This window comes from Mycobacterium sp. 29Ha, assembly GCF_032883055.1.
GTDB classification, from domain to species: domain Bacteria; phylum Actinomycetota; class Actinomycetes; order Mycobacteriales; family Mycobacteriaceae; genus Mycobacterium; species Mycobacterium gallinarum.
Map to the genome: position 1 here is coordinate 1 of NZ_JAMQTI010000011.1, position 12,807 is coordinate 12,807.

Here is a 12,807-nt window from a genome sequence, read left to right on the forward strand (position 1 = left end):
GGGCATAGCTTCCAATCCTCCTATGAAGATCGGAACAAAACCTGGGGTAGTTCAGGTCGCTTGGGGGTCGGGGCCGGAACGGAAGGTATGTGTCGTCGCCAGCGCTTCCGGGGTCTTGGCCCGTGTCCTGATTGCGCATCCGTTCGAGGGCTCCGGCGTGGATGAGGGCCTGGTTGGATCGGCGTTCGTCGGTGATGGCTTGGGTGCGGTTCTGGGGGCGGGTCTGGGTGCGCCGCGGCATGGCCAGCCCACGGGCGGCCGGGTCGGTGGTGGCGGTCGAGGGCGTGACGGTGACCGGTGCGGTGGGTCGGCACAGGGTGGGGAACAGGATTCGACTACCGGGATAGGTGGTGTAGGTCTGGCCCTGCGGTGAGGTCCACTGCACGGTGCCGTCGGGGAACTGCTGGTCCTGCCAGTCCCAGAATGTTTTGAGCAGGTGGTGTTTTCGGCATAGGCATTTGAGGTTGGACGCCTGGGTCGGGCCGACCGGGTAGGCGATGGTGTGGTCGATGTCGCAGCCATAGGCGGGGTGATCACAGCCCGGGAAGCGGCACGTCATATCCCGACACCGCACAAAGGTGGCCAGCACCGCCGACGGGAGGTAGCGCGGCTCGGGGGGTTTGTTGCCGGGATGCACGATTGGGACGATCTTCGCCGAACCGGCGATCTTGGCCGCCAACACGGGGGCGGGCAGCATCCCGCGACCCATGATGGCGGCCGGTGGGGTATGGGCGATGACCTTGGGTTCGGGTGGGCGGGGGGCCAGCAGTTCTCGCCAGGTCATCTCCTGCCATGGCTTGCGATCGGGATCAACGGGTTCGTCGCCGTCCAACTGCACCGGGGTGTCATCAGTGAGTGAGTCTTCGTGGGCGATGACGTGCACGACGACCGCACTCGGTGTGGCGTTTCTGGCGTCGCAGTCGGGGTTGTCGCATCCACACACCAGCCGGTCAGCTTTGTGCCCCAACGCGCCCAGGGCCGCGGCGCGGCGTTGGTCCAGGGTGCGCGGATCGTTCTCGCACACGGTGCGCGCGATCGCGTCTAACCGTTGGTCGAGCGCTTCGGCGTCGGTGACGATGAGCCGGCCCTCGATGAACGCCACACCTGACCCGTCGTCGGGGTCGTGGATATCGACACCGCAGCCGCGCGCGGAGTATTCGGTGCGCCGCACCGCGGCGGGGTCATACCGGTCGACCCAGTAGTCGATCTGAGTGTCGGTCTTGTGCGCCGAGAGCGATCCCCAGTCTTGGACCTGGGCGGCGATCTCGGTGTCGACTTTGGCCATCGCATCCGGATCACAGATCAGGCGGGTGCGGGCCACGATCGCTGACACCAGCCGGTAGGTGATCGCCCCGGCGGCGAACACCTCACCCACCCGCGGAAGGCGCTGGCGCAGCGCGTCGGCGATCAGCAGTTGATGCGAGGCCACCCCCAGCGACACGTTCTGCGCGGCGGCGATCGACGCCGCGACCGCGCCCCAGTTGTCCAGACACCACTGCTCGCGATGGTCGGACCCGTCGGCGGCCAGCATCCGTTCGAGTTCATCAGCGCAGGCGAACAATCGGCGCGCGCAGGCGGCGTTCTCGACCCGGGCCCACGCCCCGACCGCCGCGACACCCCGGCTGCGGGTGGCTGCCTCGACGAGTTGATCGAACATGCATTCGACACTAACCGCGCCCACGCCCCCGAACCACCAGCACAACCCAACCTGGGGACAAAACCGCCATTGGGGATAACCCCGTCGGGCAGGTAGGGGACAACGTCAGGGCTCAGACCTCGATTCGGGAGCCGACGATGACCGTCCGACTCAGCGGCAGCCCGAAGTGCGCGGCCGCATCGGCGGTGATGTGCGACGTGGCGATGAACAGTCGCTTGCGCCACGCCGGCATCGTCGGCGCATCGCCCATGCACAGGTCGAGCTTCGACAGGAAGTACGAGGCGTTCTCCAGATCGAAGGGACCCTCGGTGTCGTCGGAACTCAGCAGCGCGAGCGCGCGCGGGACGATCGGCCGCTCCATGTATCCGAAACGCGCTGCCACGTGGACGATCCCGTCACTGGCATAGCCGAGGTCGTCGTGAGTCATCCGCTCGGAGTCGGGCAGTCGCGGCACATTCTCGGTCACGACCGACAGAACGATGACGTGCTCGGCCAGCACATGGTTGTGCTCGACAATGGCGCGCATCGCCAACGGCGCGGTCTCGCGGCCCCGATCGAGGAAGATCGCCGTGCCGGGAATGCGAACCAGCGGCGGATCCCGATGCACCAGGTCGTCGACGAACTCCCGTAACGACCCCTCGGCCTTTTCCCTTGCGCGCGTGACGATTCGGCGACCCGTCTGCCATGTCGTCATCACGGTGAACGCCACAACGGCGATGGTCAGCGGAAGCCATGCGCCGTGCACCAGCTTGGTGAGGTTGGCCGCGAAGAACATCAGATCGACCACGAGCAACAGGCCGCCGCCGACCAGTACGCTCCACAGCGGCCATCCCCAGCGGGTCCGCGCGTAGTAGAAGAACAGCGTGGTGGTGATCGTGATCGTTCCGGTCACCGCCATGCCGAACGCGTACGCCAACGCCGCCGAACTGCGGAACGCGAACACGAGGATCAACACCGCGACCATCAGTACGGCGTTGATCCACGGCACATAGATCTGGCCGATGGTCGACGCGGACGTGTGCTCGATACGCAGCCTTGGCAGGTAACCCAGCCGCGCGGCCTGCGACGCCACCGAGAACGCGCCGGTGATCACCGCCTGCGACGCGATCACCGTCGCCGCTGTTGCCAAGAGCACCATGGGAATTCGCGCCCACTCCGGCGTCAGCAGAAAGAACGGCGCGGCCACTGTGGACTCGTCGCCCAACACCAGCGCGCCCTGACCGAAGTAGTTCAGTGTGCATGCGGGCAGCACCAGACCCAGCCAGCCGTAGGTGATCGCGCGTCGGCCGAAATGACCCATGTCGGCGTACAACGCCTCGGCGCCGGTGACCGAGAGCACGATCGCGGCGAGTGCGAAGAACGCGATGTGGAAGTGGCCGGCCATGAACTCCAGCGCGTACGTCGGCGACAACGCCTTGAGAATCTCGGGATTGTCGACGATCCCGTGCACCCCGCAGGCGCCGATCGCCGTGAACCACAGGATCATCACCGGGCCGAAGAAGCGGCCGACCGTCGCGGTGCCCCGGCTCTGCACCGCGAACAGTCCCACGATGATCACGGCGGTGATCGGCACGACGAAGTCTCTGAATTCGGGATCGATCACCGCGATGCCCTCGACGGCCGACAGCACCGAGATCGCAGGCGTGATCATGCTGTCGCCGAAGAACAGCGCGGCGCCGAACAGCCCCGCCGCGGCAAGTACCGCCGAGGTGCGTCGGCTCCGGCTACCGGTCCAGCGCCGCAGCAGCGTGATCAGCGCCATGATGCCGCCCTCGCCGTTGTTGTCGGCGCGCATCACCAACGTGACGTAGGTGAGGGTGACGATGATCATCACCGACCAGAAGATGAGCGACACCACGCCGTAGACGTGGCTGTCGGCGACCGGAACGGGATGCGGGTCGTTCGGGTTGAACACCGTCTGGAGCGTGTAGATCGGGCTGGTGCCGATGTCGCCGAAGACCACACCCAGCGCGGCGATGATCACGCCCAGCCGCAGCGCCTGGGTGCCGGCTGGTCGGTCCACACCTGGGAGAATACGGTGGTGGGCGATATGGCCGACGGTGATCTCGCAGACCTGGACGCGCTGTATGCCGCGAAACTCCAGGACTTCACCGCGCTGCGCGCCAAGCTCGCCGCCGACGCGAAGAAGCGTGGCGACGCCGAAGCCGCCAAGCAGATCGCGGCGGCGCGCAAGCCCACCACCGCAGCTCACGTCGTCAACGTGCTCGTGCTCAACGATCCCGCGGTGAGGGGTCGGCTCACCGGCCTGGGGGAGAGACTGCGTGCCGCCCACGCCGGCATGGACGGCACTGTCATCCGGGAGCTGACCGCCGAGCAGCGTCGCCTCATCGACGAATTGGCGCGCGCCGCATTCGAGACATCCGAGCTCAACGCGACGGCCGCGCTGCGCGACGACGTCACCGCCACCCTGCAGGCATCGATCGCCGATCCCGAGGTCGCCGCGCGCCTCGGCCGCCTGACCAAAGCCGAGCAATGGTCGGGTTTCGGTGAGTTCGGCGACACCGCAATGGTTTTCAAGCCGACCCGCAAGAAAGAGTCCAAAGCCGAGCCGGCTCCACCTGCCGCTAAGAAGGGCGACGACAAGGGCGCCGAAGAACGCCGCAGGCGACAGCAGGCACGCGCCGAACTGGCCGCCGCCGAACGGGCCAAGGCCGAGGCCGACGACGCACTGAACGAACTGCAATCCGACCTGGCGACCGCCCGGCTACGCCGCGATGACGCACGCCGACGGCTGCAGGACGCCGAAAGTGCGCTCACCGCAGCCGAAGACGCCTACCAACAGGCGAAGCAGGCCAGCCGAGACGCCGCAAACGTCGTCAAAGAAGCGAAGAAAGCTACGCGCGGCAGCTGATCTCCATGCTGTCGGCGTCTCGCGCGGGAAAGGTCACGCTGACGTAGCCGTTCGCCGGCTCGCGCACGTACTCGAGATACGGTGCCAGCTCGGCCATCGAGGTGTTGTCCGCAACCACGAGCGTGCCCGGCGACAGTCGCGGTTCAAGAAGTTCGAGCACCGGCACGTAGAGCTCTTTCCAGCCATCGAGCAGTACGAAATCCACTGTCCCGTCCAGCTTCTCGAGCGTGGACAGCGCGTCGCCCTCCAACACCTCGATGAGGTCGTCGAGACCGACCTCGGCGAACGTCTTCTTCGCCACCGCCACCTTCGCGGCGCTGAGCTCGGTGGTGACGACGCGGCCGCTGCCGTTGTCGCGAACCGCAGACGCGAGGTGGATCGCCGAGATTCCGAGCGACATGCCGAACTCGACGACGGTCGTCGGCCGGGCCGCGCGCACCAGCGAATACAGCAGCCGGCCCGCATCCTGGGTGACCGGCAGGTAGTAGTCGCTGAACGCGTCCGCCCGCTCCTGGGGCGTGGCCGACGCCAGCCTCGAGAAGTCGGTGCTGCCGTCGCGCATCGCGGCGAACTGCGCGGCCGACTCGGCGAACATGCGATCGAGGGCGGCGGCGACTTTCGGGTTTGCAAGTGTGGTTGTCACACCCACGAACGTATCCATCCGATCTGAGCGGTTCCTGAGCGGCCGCGTGCCAGGATGAGAACGAGGGCCATGACCGGTATCGACAGGTCGACACAGCGCGTGATCGCGGTGATCGCGCTCATGATCGTTGCCGCCGTGGCGCTGCGCGGCTACATCCCCGGCGGCGGAGAACCGATCTCCGAGCGCGAACGGCCGCCGAGCAATCCGGCGGCGCTGATCGTGGTCATCGTGATGGTGTGTGCCGCGGTGGCGATCATCGGGTTCGCGATCATCGCCCGGCTGCGCGATCGCACGCCGCGGCCCGCGGCGCGGGGAGATCTGCCCCAGGCATCGCGTACCAGGGGGCTGCCCAGCCTGCGGTTCACCCTGATCGTGACGGGCCTGGTCCTCGGCTGGCTGCTGCTGGTGCTGTTGTTGACTCGGCTCGGCGGGCCTCCCGAACCCGCATCTGACGCGCCGACGGCCCAGGAGACCAGTACGCAGGCGCCGGACACCACCGCCAGACCGGCCCCCGCCGACGACGCAGCTGAACCGGACACCAACGTGATCGGGTACCTGATCCCGCCGATGCTGATCCTGATGGTGCTGGTGGTCGTCGGGACGGCGGTCGTGTCGAAGCGGCAACGAAGCAGCGCAGTGCAGTACCTGGGCGACGACGACATCCCCGCCGCCGCCGAGGCTCCGGCGGCGGGTGCTTCCCTCGTCCGCGCGGCGGAAGTCGGGCTTGCCGAGATCGGCGACCGCACCAGAGAACCGCGTGAGGCGATCATTGCCTGCTATGCCGCGATGGAACGCGAGCTGACCCGCGTACCGGGTGCGGTCCCACAGGACTGCGACACCCCCTCCGAGGTGCTGGCCCGTGCCGTGCATAACCGTGCCCTACGGGCCGACAGCGCGACCGAACTCGTCGAGTTGTTCGAGGAGGCGAGGTTCTCCCCGCATGTGATGACCGAAGAGCATCGTGACGCGGCCGTGAGCGTACTGGAGCGTGTGCTCGCCGAACTCCCGGATGGCGCCGCGAGGAGCAGCGCATGAAAAGGATTGTCGCAGCTGGAGTCCTGCTGGTGGCAGGCGCCGAGCTGCTGGCGCTCGCCGGACCCGATCGGGGGTTGATCCTCATCATGTCTGGCATCGCCGTCGCCTGCGCGCTGCTCGGCCTGCGCTGGTATCTGGTACGCGAAACCGCTCTCCATGGCGAGGAGCAGTACATCGATGATGCTGCAGAGTCGTTGCGCCGCTGGCTGTCTCGCACCGAGACGCTGATCGGTCAGTCGGACGCCACCAGAAGGGACTGGGACCGTCACCTGCGGCCGACGTTGGCCCGGCAATTCGAGATGGCCACCGGTCAGAAGCGGTCCAAGAACCGCGCCGCCTACAACGCCACCGGACTGATGTTGTTCGGCGCCGACCTCTGGGTGTGGGTCGATCCGGAGAACGTGGCACGAAGTGGCCTCGACGAACCAGGGCCCGGGCGAACGGCATTGGACGAAATACTGCAACGGCTGGAGCGGGTGTGACCGAACATGCTGGCAGGACCACCACGGCGAACTGCGAGTCGGTTCTCGACGAAATCGGCCGGGTGGTGGTCGGAAAGCGCGGTGCGCTCACCCTGATTCTCACCACCGTGCTGGCAGGCGGTCACGTGCTGATCGAGGATCTGCCCGGGCTCGGCAAGACGTTGATCGCACGGTCGTTCGCCGCCGCCCTGGGCCTGGATTTCAAACGGGTGCAGTTCACCCCGGACCTGTTGCCCGCCGACCTGCTGGGGTCGACGGTGTACGACATGCAGTCGGGCCGTTTCGAGTTCCGGTCCGGACCCATATTCACGAACCTGCTTCTCGCAGACGAAATCAACCGCACCCCGCCCAAAACCCAGGCGGCGCTGCTCGAGGCAATGGCCGAGGGGCAGGTCAGCATCGACGGCGTCACCCATCAGCTGCCCGCCCCGTTCATCGTGCTGGCCACGGACAACCCGATCGAGTACGAAGGCACCTATCCCTTGCCGGAGGCGCAGCTGGACCGGTTCACGATCCGGCTCGAACTGCGCTACCTCTCCGAGCAGGAGGAGGCCTCGATGCTGCGCAGGCGCATCGACCGGGGCGCTGCCGAACCCACCGTGCACCAGATCGTCGATGCCCACGAACTGCTCGCGATGCGGGAGTCGGTGGAAGAGGTCACCGTCCACGACGATGTACTCCGCTACGTGGTGTCCCTGGCCGCCGCGACGCGTCAGCATCCGCAGGTCGCGGTCGGCGCGAGCCCCCGGGCGGAACTGGACCTCGTCCAGCTCGCTCGTGCACGGGCATTGCTGCTCGGCCGCGACTACGTGATCCCCGAGGACGTCAAATCCCTCGCGGTACCGTCGATCGCGCACCGTATCAGCCTGCGTCCGGAGATGTGGGTGCGCCGGGTGCACGGCAGCGACGTGGTGGAGGAGCTGCTGCGGCGGCTTCCGGTGCCACGGACCAACGGATGATCGGCTGTGATCGAGACCCGTTCTACTGAGGCTCAATTACGTTGGCGCCCATCGTCACTCACACTCGCGATCCTCACCTGCGTCGCAGTGCTGCTGGCAGTGGCGGTGATCGCCTCGCTCTGGCAGCTCGTGGCGTTCGCTGCACCGCTGTTGGGGGTGGTGTGCTCGGTCGGCTGGCAGCGCCCTGTTCCCAGGGTCGTGGTGCATGCCGATCCGGGTGTGCACCGCTGCTTCGAATCAGAGACCGCACAGGTGCGGGTCTGGGCGACCGCCGATCCTGAGACCGATTACGACGCGCTTGCCCTCGCGGTCGAGGTCGTACCCGGGATGCGAATTGACGAGGCGGAAAACGGCTCTCGCGAATGCCACACCGTCTCCGCCGCGAGATGGGGCCGGTACCCGATCCTGGGTAGCGTGACGGTGCGTGCGAGAGGCGGGCTGCTGCGGGGCTCAGCCGTCGTGGATGCCGCCGACATCTACGTGTTCCCGATGGCGCCGCCGCAGCCGACATCGATTCCGCGCACCGACCTGCTCGACCGACTGGGTACCCACCTCACCCGGCACATCGGGCCCGGCGTGGAGTACGCGGACGTCCGCCGGTACGTGCCCGGTGATCACCTGCGGACGGTCAACTGGCAGGTGAGCGCACGCCGCGGCAGCCTGCACGTCACGCAGCGACTGACCGACCGCGCCGCCGACGTCGTGGTGCTGGTGGACAACTATCCGCAGCCCGCCGGGCCGGCCACCGAAGCCACCGACCGCACCGTGCGGGGTGCCGTTCAGGTCGTGCAGAGCGCGCTGCGCAGCGGTGACCGAGCCGGGGTCGTCGCGCTCGGGGACCGTCGGCCGCGCTGGCTCGGCGCCGACATCGGTCGGCGGCAGTTCTACCGGGTGCTCGACGCGGTGCTCGCCGTTGACGGTGGTTACGACACGACACCCGGCACGCTGGCGCCGCGCGCGGCGGTTCCGCCGGGGGCGATCGTCGTCGCGTTCTCGACGTTGCTCGACACCGAGTTCGCGTTGGCGCTGATCGACCTTCGCAGGCGCGGCCACACCGTGGTCGCCGTCGACGTCCTCGAAGGTGCACCGTTCGAGAAGGAATGCGACAGCGTCGTCGCCAGGATGTGGTCGCTGCAGCGGTCATTCATGTATCGCGACATGGGCACAGTCGGGGTCGACATCGTCACCTGGCGCGCCGTCGACACGCTCGACACGGTCATGCAGTTGGTACCCGATCACCGGCGTTCGGTGCGGGGACGGCGATGAACCGCGCGTTGTCGACGGCCTTCGGCTTGGTGATGGTCGCCGCAGCCGCGGTGCAAGCCGATGACGCGGCCTTGATTGCGGCGGCATTGTCCACGCTTGGGATATTGGTGGGCAACGTCTTTCGTCCGGCCGCCACCCTGGCGGTACTGCTGGCCGCCACCGCTCTGGTGCTCAACGAATCGCCGGCCATGCTTGCCTCGCTTTCGGGCCTCTGCGCGGCCTGCTACCTGGTGCTCCGGCACACCGCGGCCATCACCGCGCCGACCGTCATTGGTGCCGTGGGGTTTACGGCGGTGGGCCTGGCGGCGGTGACACTGCCGCTGGAGCTTGCGTGGGCTCCGCTGCTGGCGCCTCTGGTGATGGTCGCACTGGTGGCCCTGGTGACGCGACCGTTCTGGGCGCAGCGGCAGTCCTGATCGCGTTATCTTTGTCTGGCACAACCCCTGTGGGTTGGTAAGCGAAATGCTCAGCGGGACGCTTAAATTCGGGAGAAGTCACCATGCCGTCAGATGTCCGCAAGGCCGTCACCGGTGCATCGATCGGTAACGCCGTCGAATGGTTCGACTTCGCGATCTACGGATTTCTGGCGACCTTCATCGCGGCGAACTTCTTCCCGGCCGGCGACGAGACGGCGGCGCTGCTGAAAACGTTTGCGATCTTCGCGGCTGCCTTCTTCATGCGTCCGCTGGGCGGCTTCGTGTTCGGCCCCCTCGGCGATCGGATCGGGCGGCAGCGTGTGCTCGCCGTGGTCATCCTGCTGATGTCGGGCGCGACCGTGGCCATCGGCCTGCTTCCGACGTACGCCTCGATCGGTGTCGCGGCCCCGCTGCTGCTGTTCTTCCTGCGCTGTCTGCAAGGGTTCTCGGCCGGCGGCGAATACGGTGGCGGCGCTGTCTACCTGGCCGAGTTCGCGTCGGAGAAACGCCGGGGCGTGACGATCACGTTCATGGCGTGGTCGGGGGTCCTCGGGTTTCTCCTCGGATCCGTGACCGTGACGCTGCTGCAGGCACTGCTGCCCGCCGACGCGATGAACAGCTACGGCTGGCGGATTCCGTTCCTCATCGCGGGGCCGCTCGGCCTCATCGGCCTGTATATCCGGCTGCGCCTCGACGACACCCCACAGTTCGCTGAACTCAGCAAGACCAACCAGGTCGCCACGTCGCCGCTGCGTGAAGCGGTGACGACGTCGTGGCGGTCCATCCTGCAGGTGATCGGCCTGTTCATCGTGTTCAACGTCGGGTACTACGTGGTGTTCACATTCCTGCAGACCTACCTGATCGTGACGCTGAAGTTCTCCAAGACCGAGGCGTTCACGTCGATGACCCTGGCGACGTTCGTCGCGCTGGTGCTCATCCTTCCGCTCGCGGCGTTGTCCGACCGTATCGGTCGCAAGCCGCTCCTGATCGCCGGGTCGGTGGCCTTTGTGCTCCTGTCCTACCCGTTGTTCCTGCTGCTGAATTCCGGGTCGCTGGCCGCCGCGATCGCCGCCCATTGCCTGCTGGCGGCCATCGAGTCGATCTACGTGTCGACCGCGGTGTCCGCCGGTGTCGAGCTGTTCGCCACGAGCGTGCGCTACAGCGGGTTCTCGATCGGCTACAACATCTGCGTCGCAGGATTCGGCGGCACGACGCCGTATGTCGTCACCTGGCTCACGGTGCAAACCGGTGACAACACGGCACCGCCGATCTACCTGATCGCCGCGGCGGTCATCTCACTCGCAGCGGTTCTGACACTGCGAGAGACGGCCGCGCGGCCGCTTCCGCAGACCAGCGACCGCAGCCTCGCGACAGCGTTAGAGTGAGTATGTGCCGCAACAATCCGATCCTCCATCGCGGCCTCGACTGACTTCTCGAGGTGCCGCGACACGGAGCCGGATCGTCCTTGCGGCCGCCGAACTGATGCACGTTCAGGGCGTCGCGGCGACGACGATAGACGATGTCCTCGCGGCGAGCTCGACAAGCAAATCCCAGTTCTACCAACACTTTGAGGACAAGGGCGAGCTGGTCTACGAGGTCATCACGCAGCGGGCCGACGAAGTGTTGTCGTGGCAGCGGCTGCGTCTGGAGAAGGTGGACTCGTTCCGCGGGCTGTATCAGTGGCGCGACGCCATGGTGCAGCGGTGCGCCTTGCGCAGCGGCTTCTGGGGATGCGAACTCGGTTCTCTGGCTGCGGAATTAGCCGATTCCGACGATAAGGCCAGGGCCTCACTTTCCGAGCACTTCACGGAATGGCAGACGCTACTCAGAGAGGCTCTGGAGCGTATGCGTGACAGCGGCGTCTTGCGTGCGGAGGCGGAGACCGGTTCTCTTGCAACAGGTTTGCTCGCCGCCGTCGAAGGCGGCTACCTACTGTCGCAGACCGGCCGCGACCCGCGACTGATGCAGGCGGCGCTGGACATGGCGATAGGCCATGTGGCGTCGTTCGCGGCCGCCGCCGAAACAGTGCGCTGACGGCGACCGCGAACGTCGAAGGTGAAACCGCGGCTAGCGGTGCCGACCAGGGGTTGCCTCTGGCGCGGGAGGTGCGATCACCGACGGGGAGAAGGGGTTGGGGCCGCCGGGTTCCAGGCGCGGCGCCTTCTCCGTTGGTGAGGCCGGTGCCGTGGTGCTAGTGGTGGTTGTCGTCGTGGTGGTCTCGGGCGCCTGCTCTTCTTCTTGGGCGCACGATGCGGTGAGCACGACCATCGCGGTGACTGCGGCGCCACCGGCGACCGCCGCGATACGCCGGCCGAGAACTGACTTCATGGCTGATGTCCTATCTGTGAGGTAACTGAACTATATCGTCCAAAAAGCGCGCGGGCCTGACGGATGTCAGCTGCCCGTGCGGGGGTGCGTCGCTGTGGGCGCGGGCGGAGCGATCACCGTCGGGGAGAAGGGGTTGGGGCCGCCGGGTTCCAGGCGCGGCGCCTTCTCCGTTGGTGAGGCCGGTGCCGTGGTGCTAGTGGTGGTTGTCGTCGTGGTGGTCTCGGGCGCCTGCTCTTCTTCTTGGGCGCACGATGCGGTGAGCACGACCATCGCGGTGACCGCGGCGCCACCGGCGACCGCCGTCAAGCGCCGACCGAGAACTGACTGCATGGTTAAGTCCTATCTGTATGGTAACTGAACTATATCGTCCAAAAAAACGTGAAGTCAACGTCTCAAGCCTGGTCAGCAGGCATGAGCAGGTCATCCGGTAGACGACAAGGTCCAGTTAGTCCAAAATGTCGCTGGCTGCCTGTCAAGCGACGTCCCCGTTACTGTGGGGACATGAAGCTTCGGGTGTTGCCCTACGTCACGGTCGAGGTTGACGATCGGCTGCGGCGTCGGCTGAGGGCCAAGGGTGAGCGGGTGCGCCTCAACGTGCGCGCTTACCTGCTCAGTGCGGCCGATGACGTCGACGCGGCCAGCGACAAAGTCCGCGGATTGTGCGACCGGGCCGTGGACCGGGTCGATGCCGCGGTCGCAGGGGTCAACGACAGGATTGCGCCGTCAGCGGCACCGCACGATGGGCGGCCCGCTGCCGGACGCCCGCACCTGGTCGCCGTGCGCGAAGCCGGTTAGACGGTGCGGGTACTGCCCGCGCGCCCACCGACGAAGAAGCCTCCGGCGATCACCACCAGGCCGACGATCGCGACCGGAATGGCCCAGGTGCGCCGTTGCGACACCGCCGACGAGCACAGTGCCGCGTAATCCGTGTGCGGAATGACCTCGTTGAGGATCGGCAGATTCACCGGGTTGTTGTTGTCCGCCTCACGGGCGGCCGAGTCGTCGGCGGCGATGGCGTTGCCGCAGCCGATGCTCTGGCCCTCGGGTCCGGCCACCGAGACGGGCATGAGCAGACCGATGACACCGACGAGCAGCACGACCGCCCCTGCCAGCAAAACCAACCGTCGCAGATTCATGCTCGGTTTAATG

The 12,807-nt window shown here is 66.8% G+C and carries 15 protein-coding genes; 9 read left to right on the forward strand and 6 right to left on the reverse strand.

Annotation, left to right across the window (positions count from 1 at the left end; all coding sequences use genetic code 11):
• Together M1248_RS15610 and M1248_RS15615 are read right to left on the reverse strand one after the other, a co-directional pair.
• Positions 1–1,657: HNH endonuclease signature motif containing protein (locus M1248_RS15610; protein WP_317148976.1), on the reverse strand; the 1,657-nt coding region annotated here is incomplete at its 3' end.
• 112 nt (positions 1,658–1,769) lie between these two features.
• Positions 1,770–3,680, reverse strand: a complete 1,911-nt coding sequence (locus tag M1248_RS15615; RefSeq protein ID WP_317148977.1) for a potassium transporter Kup — start codon at positions 3,678–3,680, stop codon at positions 1,770–1,772.
• 27 nt (positions 3,681–3,707) lie between these two features.
• On the opposite strand from M1248_RS15615, the gene M1248_RS15620 reads away from it, so the two are divergent.
• A complete protein-coding gene (locus M1248_RS15620; protein ID WP_317149099.1) occupies positions 3,708–4,529 on the forward strand; it encodes a hypothetical protein in 822 nt (273 codons plus the stop codon).
• Here M1248_RS15620 and M1248_RS15625 read toward each other — a convergent pair.
• Positions 4,513–5,172, reverse strand: coding sequence for an O-methyltransferase (locus M1248_RS15625; RefSeq protein ID WP_317148978.1), 660 nt, complete (start codon positions 5,170–5,172; stop codon positions 4,513–4,515). The genes M1248_RS15620 and M1248_RS15625 overlap by 17 nt on opposite strands.
• A gap of 69 nt (positions 5,173–5,241) precedes the next feature.
• Between M1248_RS15625 and M1248_RS15630 the strand changes: the two genes are divergently transcribed.
• The 7 genes from M1248_RS15630 to M1248_RS15660 all read left to right on the forward strand — a co-directional run bounded on the left by M1248_RS15630 (position 5,242) and on the right by M1248_RS15660 (position 11,364).
• On the forward strand, positions 5,242–6,207 hold the full coding sequence (locus M1248_RS15630; protein ID WP_317148979.1) for a DUF4129 domain-containing protein: 966 nt from the start codon (positions 5,242–5,244) through the stop codon (positions 6,205–6,207).
• Positions 6,204–6,689, forward strand: coding sequence for a hypothetical protein (locus M1248_RS15635; protein ID WP_317148980.1), 486 nt, complete (start codon positions 6,204–6,206; stop codon positions 6,687–6,689). Before M1248_RS15630 ends, M1248_RS15635 begins: the two co-directional genes overlap by 4 nt.
• Positions 6,686–7,648 (forward strand): AAA family ATPase, encoded by a 963-nt coding sequence (locus M1248_RS15640; RefSeq protein WP_163733190.1) that lies wholly within the window; start codon positions 6,686–6,688, stop codon positions 7,646–7,648. The genes M1248_RS15635 and M1248_RS15640 overlap by 4 nt, the downstream gene beginning before the upstream one ends.
• 6 nt (positions 7,649–7,654) lie before the next feature.
• Positions 7,655–8,914 (forward strand): DUF58 domain-containing protein, encoded by a 1,260-nt coding sequence (locus tag M1248_RS15645; RefSeq protein ID WP_163733193.1) that lies wholly within the window; start codon positions 7,655–7,657, stop codon positions 8,912–8,914.
• Positions 8,911–9,330 (forward strand): hypothetical protein, encoded by a 420-nt coding sequence (locus M1248_RS15650; protein ID WP_163733196.1) that lies wholly within the window; start codon positions 8,911–8,913, stop codon positions 9,328–9,330. Before M1248_RS15645 ends, M1248_RS15650 begins: the two co-directional genes overlap by 4 nt.
• 83 nt (positions 9,331–9,413) lie before the next feature.
• Complete coding sequence (locus M1248_RS15655; protein WP_163733199.1) at positions 9,414–10,715, forward strand: MFS transporter; 1,302 nt, start codon at positions 9,414–9,416, stop codon at positions 10,713–10,715.
• 4 nt (positions 10,716–10,719) lie between these two features.
• A complete protein-coding gene (locus tag M1248_RS15660) occupies positions 10,720–11,364 on the forward strand; it encodes a TetR/AcrR family transcriptional regulator (RefSeq protein WP_163733204.1) in 645 nt (214 codons plus the stop codon).
• A gap of 33 nt (positions 11,365–11,397) precedes the next feature.
• Here the strand turns inward: M1248_RS15660 and M1248_RS15665 are convergent, their stop codons facing one another.
• Together M1248_RS15665 and M1248_RS15670 are read right to left on the reverse strand one after the other, a co-directional pair.
• Complete coding sequence (locus M1248_RS15665) at positions 11,398–11,658, reverse strand: hypothetical protein (protein WP_317148981.1); 261 nt, start codon at positions 11,656–11,658, stop codon at positions 11,398–11,400.
• Between the two features lie 66 nt (positions 11,659–11,724).
• Complete coding sequence (locus M1248_RS15670; protein WP_163733213.1) at positions 11,725–11,988, reverse strand: hypothetical protein; 264 nt, start codon at positions 11,986–11,988, stop codon at positions 11,725–11,727.
• Positions 11,989–12,159: 171 nt separating this feature from the next.
• Between M1248_RS15670 and M1248_RS15675 the strand changes: the two genes are divergently transcribed.
• On the forward strand, positions 12,160–12,453 hold the full coding sequence (locus M1248_RS15675) for a hypothetical protein (protein ID WP_317148982.1): 294 nt from the start codon (positions 12,160–12,162) through the stop codon (positions 12,451–12,453).
• Here the strand turns inward: M1248_RS15675 and M1248_RS15680 are convergent.
• Positions 12,450–12,794: an aminopeptidase gene (locus M1248_RS15680; protein ID WP_163733219.1), complete on the reverse strand. Its 345-nt coding sequence runs from the start codon at positions 12,792–12,794 to the stop codon at positions 12,450–12,452. The genes M1248_RS15675 and M1248_RS15680 overlap by 4 nt on opposite strands.
• Positions 12,795–12,807: the final 13 nt, after the last annotated feature.

What these genes read in the sequence shown, in the direction of transcription:
- M1248_RS15630 (WP_317148979.1), top strand. Translation starts at nt 5,242, where the DNA reads ATGACCGGTATCGACAGGTCGACACAGCGCGTGATCGCGGTGATCGCG.
- M1248_RS15670 (WP_163733213.1), bottom strand. Translation starts at nt 11,988, where the DNA reads ATGCAGTCAGTTCTCGGTCGGCGCTTGACGGCGGTCGCCGGTGGCGCC.
- M1248_RS15620 (WP_317149099.1), top strand. Translation starts at nt 3,708, where the DNA reads ATGGCCGACGGTGATCTCGCAGACCTGGACGCGCTGTATGCCGCGAAA.
- M1248_RS15655 (WP_163733199.1), top strand. Translation starts at nt 9,414, where the DNA reads ATGCCGTCAGATGTCCGCAAGGCCGTCACCGGTGCATCGATCGGTAAC.
- M1248_RS15665 (WP_317148981.1), bottom strand. Translation starts at nt 11,658, where the DNA reads ATGAAGTCAGTTCTCGGCCGGCGTATCGCGGCGGTCGCCGGTGGCGCC.
- M1248_RS15650 (WP_163733196.1), top strand. Translation starts at nt 8,911, where the DNA reads ATGAACCGCGCGTTGTCGACGGCCTTCGGCTTGGTGATGGTCGCCGCA.
- M1248_RS15675 (WP_317148982.1), top strand. Translation starts at nt 12,160, where the DNA reads ATGAAGCTTCGGGTGTTGCCCTACGTCACGGTCGAGGTTGACGATCGG.
- M1248_RS15680 (WP_163733219.1), bottom strand. Translation starts at nt 12,794, where the DNA reads ATGAATCTGCGACGGTTGGTTTTGCTGGCAGGGGCGGTCGTGCTGCTC.
- M1248_RS15635 (WP_317148980.1), top strand. Translation starts at nt 6,204, where the DNA reads ATGAAAAGGATTGTCGCAGCTGGAGTCCTGCTGGTGGCAGGCGCCGAG.